Annotated in this window: 20 protein-coding genes and 1 riboswitch; of the genes, 16 read left to right on the forward strand and 4 right to left on the reverse strand. The window is 37.0% G+C overall.

The window, feature by feature from the left end:
* Positions 1 to 61: 61 nt before the first annotated feature.
* Positions 62 to 781 (reverse strand): hypothetical protein, encoded by a 720-nt coding sequence (locus tag AC4G3K_RS14690; protein ID WP_491133784.1) that lies wholly within the window; start codon positions 779 to 781, stop codon positions 62 to 64.
* Positions 782 to 1,453: 672 nt separating this feature from the next.
* Between AC4G3K_RS14690 and AC4G3K_RS14695 the strand changes: the two genes are divergently transcribed.
* The 8 genes from AC4G3K_RS14695 (at position 1,454) to AC4G3K_RS14730 (ending at position 9,136) form a co-directional block, all read left to right on the forward strand.
* Positions 1,454 to 1,636, forward strand: a complete 183-nt coding sequence (locus AC4G3K_RS14695; RefSeq protein WP_491133785.1) for a Sec23/Sec24 zinc finger-containing protein — start codon at positions 1,454 to 1,456, stop codon at positions 1,634 to 1,636.
* A 60-nt stretch (positions 1,637 to 1,696) separates the two neighbouring features.
* A complete protein-coding gene (locus AC4G3K_RS14700; RefSeq protein ID WP_491133786.1) occupies positions 1,697 to 1,894 on the forward strand; it encodes a hypothetical protein in 198 nt (65 codons plus the stop codon).
* Positions 1,895 to 2,493: 599 nt separating this feature from the next.
* Positions 2,494 to 3,636: a BMP family lipoprotein gene (locus AC4G3K_RS14705; RefSeq protein ID WP_491077777.1), complete on the forward strand. Its 1,143-nt coding sequence runs from the start codon at positions 2,494 to 2,496 to the stop codon at positions 3,634 to 3,636.
* A gap of 374 nt (positions 3,637 to 4,010) precedes the next feature.
* Positions 4,011 to 4,112: riboswitch (purine riboswitch) on the forward strand.
* 24 nt (positions 4,113 to 4,136) lie between these two features.
* A complete protein-coding gene (locus tag AC4G3K_RS14710; protein ID WP_491077967.1) occupies positions 4,137 to 4,232 on the forward strand; it encodes a hypothetical protein in 96 nt (31 codons plus the stop codon).
* Entirely contained in the window at positions 4,233 to 5,375 is a 1,143-nt protein-coding gene (locus AC4G3K_RS14715) for a BMP family lipoprotein (protein WP_491133787.1), read from the forward strand.
* A gap of 125 nt (positions 5,376 to 5,500) precedes the next feature.
* On the forward strand, positions 5,501 to 7,033 hold the full coding sequence (locus AC4G3K_RS14720; protein ID WP_491133788.1) for an ABC transporter ATP-binding protein: 1,533 nt from the start codon (positions 5,501 to 5,503) through the stop codon (positions 7,031 to 7,033).
* The gene (locus tag AC4G3K_RS14725; RefSeq protein WP_491133789.1) at positions 7,026 to 8,177 is read left to right on the forward strand and encodes an ABC transporter permease; all 1,152 of its coding nucleotides are present in this window, start codon (positions 7,026 to 7,028) and stop codon (positions 8,175 to 8,177) included. The genes AC4G3K_RS14720 and AC4G3K_RS14725 overlap by 8 nt, the downstream gene beginning before the upstream one ends.
* Positions 8,177 to 9,136, forward strand: a complete 960-nt coding sequence (locus AC4G3K_RS14730) for an ABC transporter permease (RefSeq protein ID WP_491077781.1) — start codon at positions 8,177 to 8,179, stop codon at positions 9,134 to 9,136. The genes AC4G3K_RS14725 and AC4G3K_RS14730 overlap by 1 nt, the downstream gene beginning before the upstream one ends.
* Positions 9,137 to 9,690: 554 nt before the next feature.
* Here the strand turns inward: AC4G3K_RS14730 and AC4G3K_RS14735 are convergent.
* The 3 genes from AC4G3K_RS14735 to AC4G3K_RS14745 are packed head-to-tail and all read right to left on the reverse strand — an operon-like array spanning position 9,691 to position 11,851.
* On the reverse strand, positions 9,691 to 10,059 hold the full coding sequence (locus AC4G3K_RS14735; protein ID WP_491077782.1) for a hypothetical protein: 369 nt from the start codon (positions 10,057 to 10,059) through the stop codon (positions 9,691 to 9,693).
* Between the two features lie 50 nt (positions 10,060 to 10,109).
* Positions 10,110 to 11,183, reverse strand: coding sequence for a HAMP domain-containing sensor histidine kinase (locus AC4G3K_RS14740; protein WP_491133790.1), 1,074 nt, complete (start codon positions 11,181 to 11,183; stop codon positions 10,110 to 10,112).
* The gene (locus tag AC4G3K_RS14745; RefSeq protein ID WP_491133791.1) at positions 11,180 to 11,851 is read right to left on the reverse strand and encodes a response regulator transcription factor; all 672 of its coding nucleotides are present in this window, start codon (positions 11,849 to 11,851) and stop codon (positions 11,180 to 11,182) included. The genes AC4G3K_RS14740 and AC4G3K_RS14745 overlap by 4 nt, the downstream gene beginning before the upstream one ends.
* Before the next feature lie 289 nt (positions 11,852 to 12,140).
* Here AC4G3K_RS14745 and bsh point away from each other — a divergent pair, with 289 nt between their 5' ends.
* The 8 genes from bsh (at position 12,141) to AC4G3K_RS14785 (ending at position 21,787) form a co-directional block, all read left to right on the forward strand.
* On the forward strand, positions 12,141 to 13,139 hold the full coding sequence (bsh, locus tag AC4G3K_RS14750; protein ID WP_491133792.1) for a choloylglycine hydrolase: 999 nt from the start codon (positions 12,141 to 12,143) through the stop codon (positions 13,137 to 13,139).
* Between the two features lie 559 nt (positions 13,140 to 13,698).
* Positions 13,699 to 14,070: a DUF956 family protein gene (locus AC4G3K_RS14755; RefSeq protein ID WP_491077786.1), complete on the forward strand. Its 372-nt coding sequence runs from the start codon at positions 13,699 to 13,701 to the stop codon at positions 14,068 to 14,070.
* A 433-nt stretch (positions 14,071 to 14,503) separates the two neighbouring features.
* Positions 14,504 to 15,472: a mannose/fructose/sorbose PTS transporter subunit IIA gene (locus AC4G3K_RS14760; RefSeq protein WP_491077787.1), complete on the forward strand. Its 969-nt coding sequence runs from the start codon at positions 14,504 to 14,506 to the stop codon at positions 15,470 to 15,472.
* Positions 15,473 to 15,515: 43 nt separating this feature from the next.
* A complete protein-coding gene (locus AC4G3K_RS14765) occupies positions 15,516 to 16,319 on the forward strand; it encodes a PTS mannose/fructose/sorbose transporter subunit IIC (RefSeq protein WP_491077968.1) in 804 nt (267 codons plus the stop codon).
* Positions 16,320 to 16,337: 18 nt separating this feature from the next.
* Positions 16,338 to 17,249: a PTS system mannose/fructose/sorbose family transporter subunit IID gene (locus AC4G3K_RS14770; protein WP_491133793.1), complete on the forward strand. Its 912-nt coding sequence runs from the start codon at positions 16,338 to 16,340 to the stop codon at positions 17,247 to 17,249.
* Positions 17,250 to 17,494: 245 nt separating this feature from the next.
* Positions 17,495 to 18,511: an oxidoreductase gene (locus AC4G3K_RS14775; RefSeq protein ID WP_491133794.1), complete on the forward strand. Its 1,017-nt coding sequence runs from the start codon at positions 17,495 to 17,497 to the stop codon at positions 18,509 to 18,511.
* 354 nt (positions 18,512 to 18,865) lie between these two features.
* Entirely contained in the window at positions 18,866 to 19,840 is a 975-nt protein-coding gene (locus AC4G3K_RS14780; protein ID WP_491133795.1) for a tRNA dihydrouridine synthase, read from the forward strand.
* A gap of 285 nt (positions 19,841 to 20,125) precedes the next feature.
* Positions 20,126 to 21,787, forward strand: coding sequence for a M4 family metallopeptidase (locus AC4G3K_RS14785; protein ID WP_491077791.1), 1,662 nt, complete (start codon positions 20,126 to 20,128; stop codon positions 21,785 to 21,787).
* Positions 21,788 to 22,056 lie beyond the last annotated feature (269 nt).

A 22,056-nucleotide genomic window follows, 5' to 3' on the forward strand; every position in this document is an offset into this window, starting at 1 on the left:
CAGCAGCCCTCTTGGGGGCGCTGCTTTTTTATCCTTACTCTTTACTTTTACTTACTTTTTTTTAGTTTTTCTTTCCTGATTCTGATTGGGTAATTTCAAGATCTTCTAGTTCTTCGTTAATTAAATTTAACTCTTCTTCCGATTCTTCGAAATTAATATCTTTAATAGGTATTTTGATTGTTTTATTTTCAATTAATTTGTTTATTTCGTCTTTTAAATGGTCTTGTACCTTTTCTCTACCCGTTTCAATATTATCTCTAATTGTCTGCTCGATAATTGTGTTTGCTTGTTTATCATATATTTTTGCATCATCATAGGATGTCGGAGAGATTATGGACTGTACCCATCCTAAATTATCATCGGATTCAACCAATTCTTTTGCGTAAAATGCAGTTAGTTGAGGCTCTTTAATTGTCAGTATCTTCTCTTTTTCATTGTATTTGATAGTTTTTTCGTCAATTTCACCTCTATAACCCCATCTAACCAATGCTTTATATTTCAGTTCAATTTCTTTTTGCATTCCCATAACCTCGTTATAGAAAAAGTTCCCTTGTTTATCAACAGGTTTAATAGTAGTAGTTACTGGATTTCCTGCTATGTAAGTTTCTTTAACGATATCTTGTATAGCTCCAACCTCTAATTCGGTAATTTTATAGATTTCCTTCCCTAGTGGGGCTATAATCGTTTCTTTTGTATTGGAATCTCCGAAAAAAACTAAAAATAATCCTAAAAGAATTGCTGTAGAAGCTGCTCCAATAATAAATAATTTAACTTTAGACACGATGTTCTTCCTTTCATAGATGTTTTTAAATTATAGTGAGCGATATTATTTAGTTGTGAAACTCATTACTATATTAGAATAATAAAATTTCAAACTTATGTGAATAAATAGACAAAAATATCTTTATGTTTTATATATATTGTTAATTTTTTTAAAATCTTTCTGTATCGTTTTTAAGAAAATAGTTAAAGAAGTTGATAAACTCACCAACATCTCTTGTTGTGTTGTCACATACAGTCCACACACGTGGAAAGTGTAGCAAAACTAGTATTGAAATATGGCAGCAGCCCTCGGGGCGCTGCCTTTTATGTTACCTGTATTGGATTTATGAACGTGTATTGAATCCGGATGTGTCCTTTGACTTTAAAAGGTTGCGCGGTTTGAGCAAAATCGCAACAATATTGCCAGTTGTTCAAGGAAAGGAATATTCATGCCATTGTTGAGAAGCATTTTTGCTAACAAAATATATTAATTTGCTAAAGGGTGAAATAAACTGAATTGAAATTATTTGACTAAATATTCAGAATAATATTACTATTATTATATAATATATTAGTATATGGTGTGCTGTGTTGCTTAATTCATAGGTGCTCAATACGCCATGCCATAGCACCAGAAGTATTAGGAGTATATTAATTACTTGGCGCCAATCCAGAATAAGGAGGTGGAATTATGCAGGAGAGATTCCCAGATATCGTGTGGTTTTGCGATCGCAGTAATGCATGCCTGAGCGAACAGCCGGATTTTGATGACCATCACTATGTTTGGGAATGTACAGAGTGCGGTCATAAGAATAGTATTTCTTTAAATTCAATCTATGAGCCTGAGGATGATTTCAGAAATTACGACGGTTAAGTACAATTAGCTCAGGATACCTTGAGTAGACTGCTTTATAAATATAAAGGAGGATAAACTATGGCTATTTTTGAACGTGACCACAGCCCTGTTATTCCATATGGTGTACTTAATGAGAAATCTGAGGAAATTGATGAATCGGATGAATTTGATGAATCTTTAAGTGTTTATGAGGCTGCAGAGATATGGGCTTCGAACGGGAAAGATGAAGATTATATGTTTGGGTACACTGAAGAAGAATTGGAAGATGCTCTTTAAAAATCAACACCCTGCTAGCATGATTGGGTTAGCCGGGTGTTGGGCATCTTAAAGTTTATATAGCTTTTATTTTCTTTACGTGCTTGAAGCTTCTTGTGTCGTTAGGAAAGAGTTGATAAATCCAGCAACTTCTCTTGTTTTATTGCCACATACACTCCACGCACGTCGAGAGTGTAGCATAATTAGTATTGAATGAGGCAGTAGCCCTCTATAAGGAGGGTGCTGCCTTTTTTAAATTAAGAAAGTTTTCCTCCGATGTGTCTCTTAATTAAAATGATTTTTTTAGGAGTATTCGTCTTTTTGTTGATTTTATATAAATAAACTTATGCTTCCATTTATTTGCTAGTATATATACGAACATTAAATTACTTTTATTATAAAATATACGCATTTTTTATTGACGGTTAGGGTCTGTGTTGTTATTATAAGTGAGTAAATGAGTGATGTTATTTCAATATAATAAAAAGATTGAGCCTGAAAGTTTCTGTGGAAATACCGAAAATAGCTTGACTATGAGTCTATGTATAAACGTCAAGAGCTGGTGTAATAAGATTCTTTTTTGGCTGCAATTTAACTGAATAACAGAGGAGGATCTTTTCTTGAAACAAAGTACTAAAAAAATAGCAATGGTTTTATTATTAGCTTTAATGACTGTTGTTATGGCAGCGTGCGGAAATAGTGAAGATAAAAAAGAGTCCGGATCAGGTGGAGAAGGATTAAAAATTGCTATTGTAACAAGCCTTACTGGTGTTGATGATGGCAACTTTAATGAAAATAACTATGAAGGTATTTTGAAGTTTATTGAGAACAATCCAACAGCAACTGTAAAGGCTATTAAAGAAGAAACAGGCGACCCTGCTGCAGGTGTACAAGCAGTTGCGGATATCGTGGCAGATTATGATGTTATTGTAACACCAGGGTTCCAATTTGCTGGAATTTCAAGTGTTGCTTTAGAAAATCCTGATAAATCATTCATTTTAATTGATTCTGAGCCTACACCTGTAGGTGATCAAAAAACGTTCGATAATATATATTCTATGACTTTTGCCGAACAAGAAGGTGGCTTTTTTGCCGGAATGGCTGCGGCACTTGAAACAAAAACAAATAAAGTTGCGGTTGTAAACGGGATTGCGTACCCATCAAACGTAAACTATCAGTTTGGTTTTGAATCAGGCGTAGAGTTTGTTAATAAAAACTATGGAAGAAATGTTGAAGTTGTAGAATTATCAGGTTATGCAGGGACAGATGTCACAGGTAAAGATGTTGGCGGTAACTATGCAGGATCTTTTGGAGATGAAGCAACTGGAAAAGTAATCGGAAATGCATTGATTAAAAAAGGTGTAGATCAAATCTTTGTTGCAGCAGGCGGCACTGGCAATGGTGTATTCACAGCGGTTAAGGAAGCGAAAGGCGACGTAAAAGTAATTGGCTGTGATGTTGACCAATTTGATGACGGTGTAAATGGTTCTGAAAATATCGTGTTAACATCTGCGGCTAAATTTATGGGCATGAATGTTGAAAAAGCGTTGAATGGTGTTGTTGAAGGAACCTTTAAAGGTGAAAATGTAGTTCTTCATGCAGATACAGATTCTACTGGGTTTATAAAAGAAGAAGGCCGCCATCAATTATCAGGGGATACACTTACCAAAATGAATGAAGCATATGAGTTAGTGAAAGATGGTACAATCGTACCTGCATCTAACTTTAATGGTCATACGCCAGAAAAGTTTCCAGGGTTGTAACATTCAATATAAACAAGTAATGAAATGAATCATTAGAAGTTTATCACTTCCTGATTTTTAGCGGATCAGGGAGATGGTGAACTTCTGATTTTTTTCTTTTTAGTTATTGTGATAAAGAAGGAGAAGGATATCTGATCACATTCTCAATTAAATTACGCTTTAAATGTAAATAGCTATACTGATCTCTGATTCTTCAATTTTGATAATAGGAGACTAAAGATGAAATCCTTAGAACTAACGATTGTTAACCTCTATTTATCCAAATATAACCGCAATGTTATTTCTTTTTAATCTATTATCGAATATTAATTGTTATTTCAAAAAAATATAAGTGTCTTATTGACAGCTGGAATTCACGATGTTAACATGACGTTGTAAAAATTAAATGTTATTCTCGTATAATATTGGGGATATGGCCCGAAAGTTTCTACCAAGCTACCATAAATAGCTTGACTACGAGGTTGTGTACTTATAAGTGAAAAAAAATATCTTTTTCCTTTATCTACCTTCCTGAAGTCAAGCACCGGTATAACTCGGTGCTTTTTAATTTTTACAGACAGAAAAATATCAGAATGATTTCAGAGGAGGATATTTAAGTGAAAAAAGGCATACAAAAAATAGCAATGGTACTGATCATTGCATTAATGACTGCTGTTATGGCAGCATGCGGAAATAATGACAATGAAGCACAGTCCGGATCAGGTGAAGATGGGCTGAAAATTGCCATTGTAACGAGTCCTTCAGGTGTTGATGATGGTAACTTTAATGAAGATAACTATAACGGTATTTTAAACTTTATCGAAAATAATCCAACAGCAACAGTAAAGGCTATTAAAGAAGAAACGGGCGATCCCGCTGCAGCTGTACAAGCTGTTGCTGATATTGTGGCAGATTATGATGTTATTATAACACCTGGGTTCCAATTCGCCGGAATTTCTAGTATTGCTTTAGAAAATCCTGATAAAAAATTTATTATAAATGACTCTGAGCCTGCGCCTGTAGGTGACCAAACAGAATTTGATAATATATATGCCATGAATTTTGCTGAACAGGAAAGTGGCTTTTTTGCCGGAATGGCAGCCGCACTTGAAACTAAATCAAATAAAGTAGCGGTTGTAAATGGTATCGCTTATCCTTCAAATGTAAATTATCAATTTGGCTTTGAATCAGGTGTACATTACGCTAATAAGGTTTTTGGAAAAGATGTTGAAGTTGTAGAATTATCAGGTTATGCAGGGACTGATGTCACAGGTAAAGATGTTGGCGGAAACTATGCAGGATCTTTTGCAGATGAAGCTACCGGCAAAGTGATCGGAAATGCGTTAATTAAAAAAGGTGTAGATCAAATCTTTGTTGCAGCGGGCGGAACCGGAAATGGTGTATTCACAGCTGTTAAGGAAGCGAAAGGCGACGTAAAAGTAATTGGTTGTGATGTTGACCAATTTGATGACGGTGTAAATGGTTCTGAAAACATTGTGTTAACATCCGGTGTAAAATTCATGAGCATGAATATTGAAAAGGCATTGAATTCAGTTGTTGACGGAAGCTTTAAGGGAGGAAATGTAGTACTTCATGCAGATACAGATTCTACTGGGTTTATAAAAGAAGAAGGCCGTCATCAATTATCAGAGGATACACTTACTAAAATGAATGAAGCATATGAGTTAGTGAAAGATGGCACAATTGTACCTGCATCTAACTTTAATGGCCATACGCCAGAAAAGTTTCCAGGGTTGTAACATCAATAGAAACACAATAATGAAATGAACCTTTAGAAGTTTATCGCTTCCTATTTTGGCGGACCGGGGAGATGATAAACTTCTAAATTTTTCCTATATGGATATTGTGATACAGGAGGAGAAAAATGTCTGATTATATTGTAGAAATGAAACATATAACCAAACGATTCCCTGGAATAGTAGCGAATGATGATGTATCCATCGGCATAAAAAAAGGAGAAATTTTCGCTTTACTCGGGGAGAATGGTGCGGGTAAATCAACATTGATGAGTATGCTGGGCGGCATGTATGAACCGGATGAAGGAGAAATTTATATCCGGGGTGAAAAAGTGGAAATCAGTTCACCTAACCATGCGGCGAAGCTTAACATAGGAATGGTCCATCAGCATTTTAAGTTAGTCTCTGATTATACGATTACAGAGAATATTATTTTAGGAGTTGAGCCAATCAAAAAATTGGCGGGTCTCTTTTCATATGTAGATATTCGAAATGCCAATCGAAAAGTTGAAGAACTGTCCAAAAACTTTGGCTTAGAGGTTGATCCTACTAAAAAAATAGCTGATTTAACTGTCTCTATGCAGCAACGGGTGGAAATTTTAAAAGTACTCTACCGTGAAGCAGAGATCCTCATTTTTGATGAACCGACTGCAGTTTTAACACCACAAGAAATTGAGTTCTTGCTTAACATTATTGAAGGTCTACGGAACGCTGGAAAAACAATCATATTAATTACACATAAGCTTGAAGAAATCAAGAAAGTGGCTGATCGGTGCGCTGTATTGAACAAGGGAAAATTAGTCGATGTGTTGGATGTGAAGAAGACATCTGTTAATCATATGGCTCGATTAATGGTAGGCAGGGAGGTAAATTTTGAAGCTGAAAAAGCGCCTGCCCATTTCAAAGAGGAAGTATTGAAGGTAGAAAATCTGACCGTTAAAAATGAAGATGGGTTTGAAGTAGTGAAAGATGTGTCCTTTACCATACGCAGCGGTGAAATATTTGCCATTGCCGGAGTTGCAGATAATGGGCAGGTTGAAATAGCGGATGCGATAGCTGGATTAACAAAGGTCAGCAGCGGAAACATACTTCTTGGCGGCAAGAACATTACGAATGAAACGATAAGAAACAGAACAGAAGCTGGAATATCTTATATACCTGAAGATAGGCAAAGCTACGGGTTATTTTTGGATTTTGATTTATCTACCAATCTGGCTTTAAAACAGTATTACAGGGAGCCTTTTTCTGGTAAGGGTATCTTAAATAAAGAAGAAATTGAGCAATTTGGCCACAAGATGATTGATAAATATGATATTAGAAGTGGACAAGGCATTAAGACACAGGTTCGTTCGATGAGTGGTGGCAATCAGCAAAAAGCCATCATCGCTCGCGAAATTGAATTGCAATCGCCGCTCATGATTTTCGTTCAGCCAACGCGGGGAGTAGACATTGGTGCGATTGAAAATATCCATAAAATGATTATTCAGGAACGGGATCGAGGAAAAGCGATTCTGCTTATTTCATTAGAGCTGGATGAAATTATGAATGTAGCGGATACCATAGGAGTTATATATAATGGCCAACTTCAAAAGATTGCTAGAAGAGAATCATTAACGACGAATGAAGTCGGTGAATATATGATGGGGGCAAATCATGAGTAAAGATAAAAAGAAAAAAAGTTTAAGATATAGTCTTATTCGGACAATAAGCAATGAGAAATGGCAGCCGATTTCACTTCCATTAGTCGCCATACTCATAAGTTTCATTGCTGCAGCCATTGTTATACTTTTGATCGGCAAAAATCCCTTGCAGGCATTTTACAATTTGCTCCAAGGGGCGGGAATCTTGCCGAAGCCATCTTATGCTGGCTATAAGAGCATGCTGACTGATTTTTTGAGTTTGCTGAATGCCATGACGCCGCTTGTGTTTGCAAGCTTGGCAGTTACTGTTGCATTTAGAGCGGGCCTCTTCAATATTGGGGTCTCCGGCCAAATGCTCGTCTCGGGTTTCTTTGCGACGATTATTGTTGGTTACAGTGGTTTGGATGCCATCATCGCAAAGCCGCTTGTGTTGGTAATCGGAATTATCGCTGGGGGACTAATGGGAGGATTAGTTGGGTGGCTTAAATATAAATTTAACATCAATGAAGTAGTATCTACGATTATGTTGAATTATATCGCCCAATATGTCATTAGCTTTTTTATTCAGATGTATTATATCGACCCTGTCTCAAGACAATCTCAATATATCTCAGAAGCAGCAAGATTAACGCTAGTGAATGTCGAAATAGGAAACTTAAAAATGGACATTCCATTGGGCTTTATTTTAGCTATCCTTACAGCTGTTTTAATTAAGTTCTTCATGGATAAAACAGTAGTTGGGTTTGAACTGAAAGCGGTAGGTTCCAACCGGAATGCAGCAAAGTATACGGGAATCAATGTAGGAAGAAATACAGTTTTAGCCATGGTTATTTCAGGTGGTTTGGCTGGTCTTGCAGGTGTCACGTATTATCTGGGTTATTTTTCTTCTATCCAGCCAAAAGTATTATCCAGCATCGGTTTTGATTCCATAGCTGTATCCTTGCTCGGAAACTCACATCCAATTGGCGTTATTTTCTCATCTTTTCTAGTATCCACTATTGAGCAGGGGAGCACATATATGAGTTCGCAGGCTGGAATCAGACAAGAAATATCTTCTGTGATTGTTGGATTGATTCTATTATTCAGTGCATGTGGAGTGTACATGAAATATAAAGTCAGCCGCCTGAAGGAAAAAGAAGCGGATCGAAAGGAGAGTGAAGCATAATGGATACAATAATTATTGATGGTTTATCCTTTGCCCTTCCTCTTTTTATCATGGCAATAGGCGGTATATATAGTGAAAAGAGCGGAATTACCAATCTGGCGTTGGAAGGCTTTCAAGGTTTTGGAGCATTCATTGGGGCGCTGGCAGCTGTTCTGATCGCAAATGCTTTTGGCACAGATATTCAAGATCTATTTTACGTGGCGTTACTGTTTGCTATGATTGGCGGGATGGCTTTTTCCATTATTCATGCTGTACTGAGTGTTAAGTTTAAGGCAGACCAAGTGATCAGCGGTGTTGTGATCAATATTTTGGCGTTGGCTCTTACGACATTCTTAACGACACAAATAAATGCACTTGTATTTGGAACAGCTTCGGACAAGTTTCAGTTAGGAGTATCGGAACGTTTTACGATTGAAGGGTTAGCCGATATACCGATTATAGGTGCGATTTTTACAAATATATATCCGTTCGAAGTGATTATTATCGTGATCGCGATATTTGCCTGGTACCTTTTATATAAAACGAAATATGGCATGCGCTTGAGGGCTTGCGGAGAAAACCCTCATTCGGTTGATGCAGCAGGTGTGGATGTATCGAAGATCAGGTTTTCAGCCGTTTTAATCTCGGGCCTATTATCAGGTCTGGGCGGTATGTGTTTTGCCTATTCCATTTCAGCAAACTTTTCTTCAAGTATCTATATGGGATATGGATTCTTGGCCATTGCCGCATTAATTTTTGGAAATTGGAGGATTCTCCCTACCTTAGCTGCATGTCTTTTATTTGGTTTTGCAAAATCAGGGGGAGCTTTTATAGCCCAGTCAATGGCATTGCCAAGCAGTTTCACCGATTTATTCATGATTTTACCGTATGTATTAACGTTACTGTTATTAATCTTCTTCTCTAAAACAAACCGTGCTCCTAGGGCATTAGGTGAGGTTTATGATAAAGGAAAGAGATAAATAAATTGACTAAGCAGTTTAATTCTGGTGATATGTTAACATTCGGTTAATGCAACGTGTGAGTAACGCTAAATTACCGTCAAAGACACTACACAATCTCATCTTGCAGATAGCATGATATAAAATAAAATTATAAACCTACCAACATCCCATTGTGTTGCCAATTATAGTCCACACATGTGGAAAATGTTGCGAAGCTGGAATTAAATTAAGGCAGTCAGCCCTCTTTTTAAAAGGGGGCTCTGTCTTTTATATTAGTAAAGAATGGAGTAATTATTTGATGACTATATAAGGTAGATTCCACAAACCCAGTGTAAGCACATATCCTGTTGCAGCATCCATCAATAATGTAATAAAAGTTTTTTTGTTTTCCATGTTGTAATATCTCCTTTATATACTTCATTTGATAGTTGTATCTTACCTATTTGATGTTTGCGAATTGCAAAAGAAATGTTTACTAAATGTTAAACCGAAAAAATATTATCCATATATAAAAAAGAATCCTATAAACGATTACCGTTTACAGGATGTCCTACTTACCTACCTGATGAAATCTATTTTAATAATTCTTCGCTCAAAGACAGAATCTGTGGTGCAAGTTTTTCTCGCTCTCTTTTTGTTATTTTTATATATAGGGGATAGGCAACGCTTATTAGCACAAGTCCCAATAAACCTACGATTATTCCTGGTACGAAAAGCTGTTCACGCCATACTAGACAGCAACTCAAACCTATTCCAAACAATAATGTTCCTATAAGGCCTGACATAATGGCCAACATTGTTCCTGGTCTTTCTGCCCTTTTATCCAAATTGCGTAACTGTTCGAATGGATCATCTTCCTTTTTCATATATTTCTTTTTAATCGCTTCGATTTCTCCCTGTCTTTTTGCAGAATACGTATACTCAAATTTACTATTTTCCATCATAGTCCTCCATTCTTGATTTACATTTACGCATAAGACAATTTCTAATTTTATTCAATGACGTTCTTCCTTAAGTAGACAGTAAACGTACTGCCTTCTCCCAATGTACTTTGTACATGAATATCGCCGCCAACTATATCAATCACTCTCTTTACCAATGCCAGTCCCAGACCGTTTCCCTGCACAGCATGGGAAGTATCCCCCTGATAAAATTTTTCGAAAATATGCTTCCCTGTTTCCGGGCTAATGCCACAACCGCTGTCGCTGACTTCTACAAATGCAGTAAGTCCTTCTTTCTTTACCTTAATACCAACAGTTCCGCCATTATCCGTAAACTTTATCGCATTTGAAAACAGATTGTTCCATACTAGACTTAACAGTTCGGCATCTTCGTGTATGAAAATATCTTCTTCTAGATCGGTTTCAATATGAATGTTTTTACTTGTCCATGACTGCTCAAATAGAAGTAAACATTCGCAAATTTGTTCCGTTAAACTATACTGTTTTCTCTCCGGAAAGATTTGTTGATTTTCCAGGCGATTTAATTTCAATATATTTGTAATCAGACCAGATAATCTTCTTGTCTGCGTAGTAATGGCTTTTGCATATTCTACCTTCTGTGTTTCTGAAAGGGAATGTCCCTGAAGCAGTGTTCCATAATTTTGGATAGCCGCAAGCGGGGTCTTAATTTCATGAGAGACATTTGAAATAAAATCTGTTCGAAGAGTTTCTACTCCAGACAACTCTACAGCAAGCTCATTAATCCCTTTGATAATAGCATCGAATTCATTGCTGCTGTTCTCGTTTTTAATATAGGGAATCTGTGTCTTGAAATTGCCAGACATTATTTCATCCAGACCTGCCTGAATCCGTGCTATTGGTTTTCTTACCATCAAGGTACGGCGAATTTCATCAATCAAACTGAAAATAAATGTGAGAATGATAACGTTTAAGAAGGTAATGGGAACAGCAGCTCTCATTTCTTCCGACGTCAAATCAACCCAATGCAGAAACAATACCAAATTGCAGGTAACTACAAATGCCATCAGTATAAAAAATATAAGGAATCTCCCAAAATTAAATAAAAACTTTCTCCTATTTCGTTCATCTGATGTAATTCTCATTTGAGCACCGTCTTATATCCTAATCCATGTACGGTGACAATCTCAAAATCCTTGCATGCAGAAAACTTATCTCTCAATTTTGTAATGTAAACATCCACCACACGTGGTCCTGATTGGGATTCAGCATCCCAGAACTCATCCATTAATTGAGTTCTTGTAAATGTTTTCTTAGGGTATGACAACAGCTTATACAACAACTTGAACTCTCTTACCGTCAGATTGATCTCTTCCTCATTTAAATAAGCTGTGTGCTCTTCGATATCCAGCCTCAGCTGGCCGATCTCAATTTTTTTATTGGCTGCAATTTTTGCCCTGCGGAGCAATGCTTCTAGTCGAAGGAGTAATTCATCCATATCAACAGGTTTTACCATGTAATCATCGGCACCGGCATGGAAACCTTTTCTTTTTGATTCGAGATCTTCCTTTGCTGTCATAAATAAAATTGGAATATCATTGTTCAATTCCCTCACAGACTTGGCAAATTCAAATCCATCAATCCCCGGCATCATTATGTCAGAAATAATTAAATCAAAGATACGGTCAGTCATCGCGTCATAGGCATCATTGACATCCAAAACACCTTTAGCTTGATAGCCGTTTAGGTTCAAATAAGTACATACTGTCTGATTTAAATTTTCATTATCTTCTACTACTAATATTTGAAACATCTGTATTCTCCTCGTTGCATTTTTGACATTATAGCATGTGATTGTTTACGAAATGTTAATGTATTTTAAAAATGCCTAATAGATGGATGTAATGCTATAAGAACAGAAAAAGAATTAGTCTAGTCTTGACTGATACAAAAGAGAGCCTAATTTAGAATCTAAAACAAAACTGTATCTATTCAATACGAATTAGCATTAGCTTGTATAAAAATTAAAAAATGCAGAAAAATATAGCTGGATAATAGGTGGTTATAATAGCATATCTGATCTTTAGTAAGATAAAAATGAGGTGACCGATATTTGTACAGGATTAAGTATTCAATCTCAAGAGGGTAAGTGGTTTTTTGGAAGGAATATGGACTTAGCCTATTATTTCAATCAGGCAGTTATGATTATTCCAAGAAACTATCAATATCAAGATAGAGTAACAGGTAATATGGTAACCAATAAGCGTGCTATTATTGGAATGGGAACGGTAATTGATAACCATCCTCTTCTAGCTGATGCTATGAACGATGTTGGCCTAGCATGCGCAGGATTAAATTTTGAAGGATACGCATATTTTGAGAAAGAACCGATTGAAGGGAAAAATAATATTGCACCCTACGACTTTATACAATGGGTATTATCAAATCACGAAACAGTAGAAGAAGTTAAACGTGGAATTGAGCATTTAGAACTTGTGGATTGTCCAATCAATGAAAATACACCTGTTTCAATGCTTCACTGGATGATTGCAGATAAGACAGGAAAGGCTATTGTGGTAGAAAAGACAAAAGACCGCTTGACTGTACATGACAATCTCATAGGAGTTTTGACCAACAACCCTACCTTTGATTGGCATTTAACAAACTTGAATGAGTATCTACATCTGACTCCGATTTCACCAAAAGAAACAAAATGGGGAAAGCAAACATTAAAAGCATTGGGCATTGGAGCTGGAACATTAGGGATACCCGGAGACTTTGCTTCCGTTTCCAGATTTGTAAGGATTGCTTATATTCGTACACATATGCCTAAAATTGAAGGGGATAAACAATCTATTACACAATTTTTTCATATGCTGGATTATGTGAAAATGGTTAAAGGAGGGGTCCTTACAGATGAAGGGTTAGAGGATGGTACAACCTATTCTTCTTGTATGGATCAAGACAAAGGTGTTTATTATTATAAAACGTATGAAAATAATCGTATCAATGCGATAGACATGCATAAGGAACAACTAGAGGGGATAAATCTTAAAATCTTTAAATACCTCACAAACCAGGATTTTAACTATCAGAATTAGATTTACTCATGTTGACGAAGGAGTTAGGCTATAAGCGGATAGAAATAATAAGTGAAAGAAGAAATAGCTTACCGAAGTGTCTAAAAGCTTAACTTCTTTCAGAGGAATAGCTAAACAATATGAATAAAATAACTACCCCTCATGTATTTTCACTTAAATCCACACACGTGGAAAATGTTGCGCAACACATTTTAAAATAAGGCAGTCCAGCCTCAGTTAATGGGGCACTGCCTTTTAATGTTTCCGGTATTAGATTTATCGATATGTATTGAATCCGGATGTGACTCTCAGTTGTGCAAGCAATTTCTCGACCGGTGAGTGAATGAGTTGAGTAGTTAGTGTCTTAAGGTTTGAAAGGTTCTTCAATTTGTTGATTAGTATCTTCCATTATTTAGATAAGTTCAGTTAGTAGAATTAGAAAATTTCCACTAGCAAGCATCTACTTGTTTATTTTTATCTTTGAAGATGATTTTTCTATGTTTATGAACTCTATTCACTTAAAGTGAGAAAATGCGTATAATAATGAATATTAAAAGAGAGAAATGGAGTAGTATATCAAATGGTTCAATCAATCAATACAAAAGTTGAGTTAGTTATTGATGCGACCTCACATAACGGTCTTCCTGAATACGGGAAAATTATGATTGGTGACAAAGGATTTGAATTCTTTAATGAACGTGATGCTCGTAAATTTATTCAAATTCCTTGGGAGGAAGTTGATTATGTGATTGCTTCTATCATGTTTAAAGGGAAATGGATTCCGCGTTATGCTATTCAAACTAAACGAAATGGGACATTTACATTTTCCTCGAAGGATTCAAAAAAAGTATTGCGAGTCATTCGTGAACATGTTGATCCCGCTTATATGGTTCAATCATTAAGTTTCTTTGATGTAATTAAACGCGGAATAATCAGTATATTTAAAAAGTAATAGTTTCACAAAAAAGACAGGTTAGTAACTTGTCTTTTTTTGTCGAAAGAAATAAAAATGTGATAGATAAAGTAGTCATTGAAAATTAGGGCGAGGGACATGGAAATATAAAATCGTTCTTGAAAGCGGATTATTCGGCGTGCTATAATCACTATGAAAGTTAATTGAAATTTTCGAAAAGCGAGTTTAAATGACCATCTCCTTTATTTTTTACGCGTTACTAAATTCGATCAGGCATGGGTAAAAAGTAATGATTGATGAAGAAAAAGGGGGAGCGTTTATACCTATTACTTCATTTAATCGACTTTTTATTCTTGTCTTTTTTTGTCGATAATGTAATCGCTTAAGGATGGTCGGAAAACACATCTATGGAATAACTAGGCGTGTTTTACCGTTTTTATTTGATTGTACAATAATAATAGGAGGTAAAAAGATGGTAGGGATTATCATTGCTAGTCACGGTGAATTTGCTAATGGTCTCTTGCAATCTGGAGAAATGATCTTCGGAGTGCAAGAAAATGTGAAAGCTGTTACATTAATGCCGAGTGAAGGACCTGATGATGTAAAGGCAAAAATGAAAGAAGCAATCGCCTCTTTCGATAACCAAGATGAAGTCTTATTCTTAGTCGATCTTTGGGGTGGTACTCCTTTCAACCAAGCCAACAGCTTGCTTGAAGAACACCAAGACAAATGGGCAATCGTTGCTGGTATGAACTTGCCAATGTTGATTGAAGCTTTTGCATCCCGTTTTTCAATGAACAAAGCACATGAAATTGCCGCTCATATTTTAGGCACTGCTAAAGAAGGAGTTAAAGTAAAACCTGAAGGATTAGAACCGGTTGCAGAAGTTAAACCTGCTGAAAAACCGTCAACTGCAGGTACTCCTGGTAAATTTGAGTACGTGTTAGCTCGTATCGACTCTCGCTTGCTTCACGGACAAGTAGCGACTGGCTGGACTAAGGCGACAAATCCTACTCGTATCATCGTTGTATCTGATACAGTAGCTAAGGATGATCTTCGTAAGAAATTAATCCAACAAGCAGCTCCACCAGGTGTAAAGGCACACGTAGTTCCTGTACATAAAATGATTGAACTTGCAAAAGATGATCAGCATTTTGGCGGTCAGCGCGCATTACTTCTTTTCGAAAATCCGCAAGATGCACTTAGGGCGGTTGAAGGTGGCGTTCCATTGGAGACGATCAATGTTGGTTCTATGGCACACTCAACTGGTAAAGTTCAACCGAATAAGGTGCTTGCATTCAACCAAGAGGATATTGAGACTTTTGGTAGATTAAAAGAGCTTGGTTTGAAATTTGATGTACGTAAAGTCCCGAATGACTCAAAAGGCAACATGGACGACATTATCAAGAAAGCTCAAGAAGAGTTAAACAAACAAAAGTAATCATGATGATCACGAAAAAAAGGGAGGATAAATCATTATGGATTTGACTATTATTCAAATAATATTAGTCCTTTTCGTAGCATTCTTAGCCGGTGTAGAAGGTATCTTGGATGAATTCCACTTCCATCAGCCAATTATTGCATGTACGTTAATCGGCTTAGTTACAGGAGAACTTGTACCTTGTCTTATCTTAGGCGGTACGCTTCAAATGATCGCTTTAGGTTGGGCAAACATTGGAGCAGCCGTAGCACCAGATGCCGCGTTGGCATCAATTGCATCTGCCATTATCTTAGTTTTAAGTGGTCAAGGACAAGATGGAGTATCTTCTGCAATTGCGATTGCAGTTCCACTTGCAGTTGCTGGACTTTTATTAACAATTATCTGTCGTACGATTGCAACAGCATTTGTTCACTTTATGGATGCTGCTGCCGCAGAAGGAAATATCAGAGTAGTAGAATTTTGGCACATCGCTGCAATCTGTATGCAAGGATTACGTATTGCAATCCCAGCTGGATTGATTTTAGCAGTTGGTGCAGGTCCGGTTCAAAGCTTACTTGAATCTATGCCAGATTGGTTAACAAACGGTTTAGCAATCGGCGGAGGAATGGTTGTTGCCGTTGGTTATGCAATGGTTATTAATATGATGGCTACAAAAGAAGTATGGCCATTCTTTGCAATTGGATTCGTATTAGCAACTGTTACAGAAATCACTCTTATTGGTTTAGGTGCTATTGGTGTGGCTCTGGCACTCATCTATTTAGCTCTTTCTAAACAAGGTGGTTCAGGTGGTAATGGCGGAAATGGTAATACAGGTGACCCAATAGGCGCTATTATTGATAATTACTAAGAAGGAGGAGGACAGAAAGTGGAAAAAGAATTGAGATTATCGAAAAAAGATCGTATTTCTGTTTGGTGGCGTTCAACTTTCATTCAAGGTTCTTGGAACTATGAACGAATGCAAAACGGTGGTTGGGCGTATGCAATGATTCCAGCTATTAAAAGATTATATAAAACAAAAGAAGACCGCTCTGCTGCACTAAAACGTCACTTAGAGTTCTTTAATACTCATCCATATGTAGCTTCACCTATACTTGGTGTAACTTTAGCGCTTGAAGAAGAACGTGCAAATGGAGCACCGGTTGACGATGTAGCTATTCAAGGGGTTAAAGTCGGTATGATGGGACCTTTAGCGGGTATCGGGGATCCAGTTTTCTGGTTCACGGTTAAGCCAATTCTTGGTGCGTTAGCGGCTTCTCTTGCTATGACTGGTAACATACTTGGACCGATTCTTTACTTCGTATTATGGAATCTTATTCGTATGGGATTCACTTGGTATACACAGGAATTTGGTTACAAAGCAGGTTCTAAAATTACAGACGATTTATCTGGTGGGTTGCTTCAAGACATTACCAAAGGTGCCTCGATACTCGGGATGTTTATCCTTGGTGCGTTAGTTAACCGTTGGGTATCTGTTAAGTTTACGCCAACTGTATCTTCCGTTCAGCTTGATGAAGGTGCTTATATCAATTGGGATAAGTTACCTGCAGGAGCCGAAGGAATTAAAACGGCGCTTGAACAACAAGCTGCCGGTCTTTCATTAAGTGATGTTAAAGTAACAACTCTACAACAAAATTTAGATAGTTTAATCCCTGGCTTATCTGGATTGCTATTAACACTTCTATGCATGTGGCTGCTTAGGAAGAAAGTATCACCAATCGTAATGATTCTTGGATTGTTCGTCGTTGGTGTTGTCTTCCATGTATTAGGCATCATGTAATGGATTCATAACGTTTGTTCAGGCTTCTTGAAAGAAATAATAGAAGACTGATAAACAAATAGAGAAGCACCTCCTGAATTTGAGTTATTCATTTTCAGGGGGTGTTCTTCATATATCAGCGCAAAACTTATCGTTGCCACCTGTTACACGCATTTCAAAATGGAAATCGTTTTGACGTCCATTACAAGTAACAATAGTATGAACAGAAGAGTGTACATATAAAATTTATATTCCAGGAGGCTGCTATGCTAACTATTGGTTATATTGGAAATGGGAAAAGTACGAACAGATACCATTTGCCGTTCGTCCTGCAAAGAGAGAATATAAAAGTAAAAACAATTTATCAAAGAAATCCTGATCATGAAAGTTGGGATCGGGTTGCAGGTGTCCATTATACATCTGATTTAGATCAACTATTAAATGACAAAGATATACAACTCATTGTGGTTTGTACAAAACATGACAGTCATTATGAATACGCAAAATTGGTATTAGAACATAATAAACACTGTTTGGTTGAAAAACCTTTTATGGAAACGTCCGAGCAGGCAAAAGAAATATTTGCAATTGCGAGAGAGAAAGGATTAATTGTTCAAGCCTACCAAAATAGACGTTTTGATAGTGATTTTTTAACTGTTCAAAAGGTTATTGAAGAAGGGAAATTAGGGGACTTATTGGAAGTGGAAATGCATTTTGACTATTTCCGCCCCGAAGTACCAGAGTCTACTACTACTTTCGATCCTGCTATGTCATTTTTATATGGACATGCTTGCCATACACTGGATCAGGTTATCAGCTATTTCGGCAAGCCGGATCACATTCACTATGATGTTAGGCAATTATTGGGGCAAGGCAGAATGAATGATTATTTTGATTTGGATCTATATTATGGTGAATTAAAGGTTACTGTAAAATCGAGTTATTTTAGAATTAAAGAAAGACCTAGCTTCGTGGTTTATGGCAAAAAGGGATGCTTTGTGAAAGCAACGAAAGATCGTCAGGAAGAACACTTGAAATTATTTTATATGCCAGACAATAAAGATTTTGGAGTAGATACACTGGAACATTATGGGGTACTGACATATGTTGACGAAGATGGTACATTCCACGAAGAAAAAGTGAAATCCATCAATGGCGATTATGGTCGAGTATATGATGAATTATATGAAGCTATCATGAATGGTAAAGATAAAACCATTACAGATGAACAAACCCTGCTCCAAATGGAAATATTAGAAACTGGGATTGAAAATTTAAAGTAATTAAAGGACAGCTCCGGTTAAGTGGATATTGAATTATTTTAAGCGGCTTTTAGCTCTTTTATTTAGGGGCTAATGCCGTTTTTTTTTACTGTTTGGAACAAAAAGAGATAATAAAAAGGTTGAATTTATCTGCTTATATAAATTCTTAAATAGGGGTTTAAGAAGGAGGAGATACTATTTATAAGCGTTTCGCAGAATTAGTATATAAGAAGTAACCTATTTGGGTTCAAAATTTCTATAGTTTGATAAATAGTGCTTATGCATGCTATAAGTGTAAAAGAAGATTATTTCTGTATAATTTAGGGATAGAGTCCTATCTGATATCCCATTTAATGAGAGGATTGGAATTTTAATATGAAAGAAAATTTTTGGCGCGATCTACCACGACCTTTTTTTGTACTGGCACCGATGGAAGATGTGACGGATGTTGTTTTTCGCCATGTTGTTAGTGAAGCAGGGAGACCTGATGTGTTTTTTACAGAGTTTACAAATTCGGAAAGCTATTGTCACCCTCTGGGAATAGAGAGTGTGCGTGGACGTTTGGCCTATACAGAGGATGAACAACCGTTGGTAGCCCATATTTGGGGGGACAGGCCTGAAAACTTCCGAAAAATGAGTATTGGTATGGCGGAGTTAGGGTTTAAAGGCATAGATATCAATATGGGATGTCCCGTACCTAATGTAGCTGATAATGGAAAGGGAAGTGGCCTGATCTGTCGTCCTGAAGTTGCAGCCGATTTAATACAAGCAGCAAAAGCGGGGGGATTGCCGGTAAGTGTGAAGACACGGCTTGGTTTCACAGAAATAGACGAATGGCGTGATTGGCTGACACACATATTGAAGCAAGACATTGCTAATCTTTCCATCCATCTGCGTACACGAGATGAAATGAGTAAAGTGGATGCTCATTGGGAGCTCATTCCGGAGATTAAGAAACTTCGTGATCAGGTCGCACCCGATACCCTTTTAACGATCAATGGAGATATCCTTGATCGTGAGATGGGCTTGAAACTGGCTGAACAATACGGTGTAGATGGGATTATGATTGGGCGTGGTATTTTCAAAAATCCATTTGCTTTTGAGCATGAGCCAAAAGAACATAGCAGTAAGGAATTGCTGGATCTCTTGAGGCTTCATTTAGATCTCCATGATAAATATTTAGAAGTAGTAGCTCGCAAGTTCACGCATCTTCATCGTTTCTTTAAGATCTATGTCCGTGGATTCCATGGGGCTGGTGAATTACGAAATGAGTTGATGAATACGAAGTCCTCAGATGAAGCGCGTGCATTGCTCGAAAAATTTGAAGAGCTTAATGGGATGGACAAATAGTAGAAGTATTTGAATGAGAACATTGTTGCTACATCTCTATAGTAGAACGGATTTCAAATCTGTTTGGTATGTTATGAAGTAATCCTAATCTTAAAATAAACCCTTGGAACTGCGTGATTTCCGCATGTCTAAGGGTTTTTCCTTTAAAATTATCTATTGCTGTTTCTAGTATTGTAGGATTAACTATCTATTGATTTTATTTTTTTAACAATTCAAATTATTCATGATATTTCCTCTCCCTCACTTTATAATGAATAAAATAGAGTGAAGTAGGAGGGTAAGATAATGAAGAAAAAATTGATAATACCAGTAATTCTATCGTCTGCCATGTTAGTAGGTTCTATTCCAGTTGGTAGTGTTTTTGCACAGCCGGTTAATTCGAAAGCGATAAGTAAAGAGTGGAATGAGAGAGCAAGCGTGCCTCTATTTGTGAAGGAGAAGATTGCTGAAAAATACTCTTCTAGTACTCCTTCAAATGCATTGAATTATTTGAAGAATAGGCAAGGGAAGACTGGAATCAGTAATCCAGAGAAAAACTTGAAGGTGAAAGATGTACAAAAAGATGAACTTGGCATGACACACATCCGTTTCAATCAAACGGTAAATGGAGTAAATGTTGAAGGTTCTGACATTATTGTTCATTTTAATAAGAATCATGATGTTGAATCGGTTAATGGGAGAATGAATCAGACACTTAGTGAATCAAAAGTGAATACAGCTACTTCTCTAAGCAGTGAAGGAGCAGTAAAAGAAGCCTTATCCTCAGTCAAAGCCCCTGAAGAACTGACATATGAACCTACTGCTGAACTGGTTATTTACCCTTATAAAGGAGAAAATTATACCGCCTATAAAGTAAATGTTAACTTTATGGGAGAAGAACCTGGAAACTGGTTTGTCTTCGTTGACGCGAAAACGGGTGAGGTAATTGATCAGTATAACACCCTCATGCATGCTGCTGAAACAAAAACGCAAAAAGGGACAGGAATCGGTGTACATGGAGATCGCAGGGAATTACATATTACCCGAGTGAAGGAAAAGAATTCTGGTACTAAGTTCTCGTTAGCAGATTATGCCCATACTAATCTTGATGGTATTGAAACTTATGATGCCAAAAATGATAATACTTCCTCTAATGATACGCTATATATAGGAAATTCAGCTTCATTTATCAAAGACTATGATCGTGCTGCTGTCGATGCACACTATAATTCTGAAAAGGTATACGAATATTTTCTCAATGAACATGACCGCAATTCCCTTGATGGAGAAGGAATGGCTATCATTTCTAAAGTTCACTATGGTACCAATTATAATAATGCTTCCTGGAATGGGCGTTGGATGACCTACGGTGATGGTGATGGAGAGTTTATGATTTCTCTGGCGGCTGGTCTGGATGTAGCGGCGCATGAGATGACGCATGGGGTTATTACTAATTCGGCAAATCTGGTCTACCTAAATCAATCTGGAGCATTAAACGAGTCGTTTGCGGATGTGTTTGGTGTACTTGTTGACGATGATGACTGGGAAATGGGGGAGGATATTATGGCCCCTGCTGCTAAAGCTGATGGAGTCACCGTATTGCGCAGTTTAAGTAATCCAAACAGTGTGGTCGTCAGCAATGAACAAAGAAGGGAATATAGTACAAATGGGGGTGTCCATCCAGACCATATGGTCGAGTTTTATCATATGCCGACTTCCGTTGATGGCGGTGGTGTCCATGTTAATTCATCCATTACAAATCATGCTGCATACTTGATTGGTCAAGAACTTGGAAGAGAAAAGCTGGGGGAAATCTACTATCGAGCTTTAACGGTTTATTTAACCGCTAATTCTGATTTTAGCGATGCACGGACCGCAATTGTCCAATCTGCCGTTGATTTGTATGGAAAAGGTAGCGAGGAAGAGTCAGGCGTTCATTCTGGTTTTGATGCGGTGGGTATTTATTAAGTTATCCAGGTGGGTAATAGAAGACTTTGTGTAGCTAAAGTTTAATAGTCAAGTTTATTCCCTTAGACGTAAGTTTAAGGGTTTTTTTATGATTTTCTTAGTATCTTATAGGGGTGCCCAAGGAATGATTTTTAAAGGGGGGACTGGTAAATCCCTCTGATGGTTTTACATGATTAGGTTAATTTCACAAGTGTATTTATTTTCATATTTGATAAAAATATTGGAAATGTGTAAAAAGTTCAAAAATTGGGTTGGCATTTAATCATAAA

This window comes from Bacillus sp. z26, from assembly GCF_058313635.1.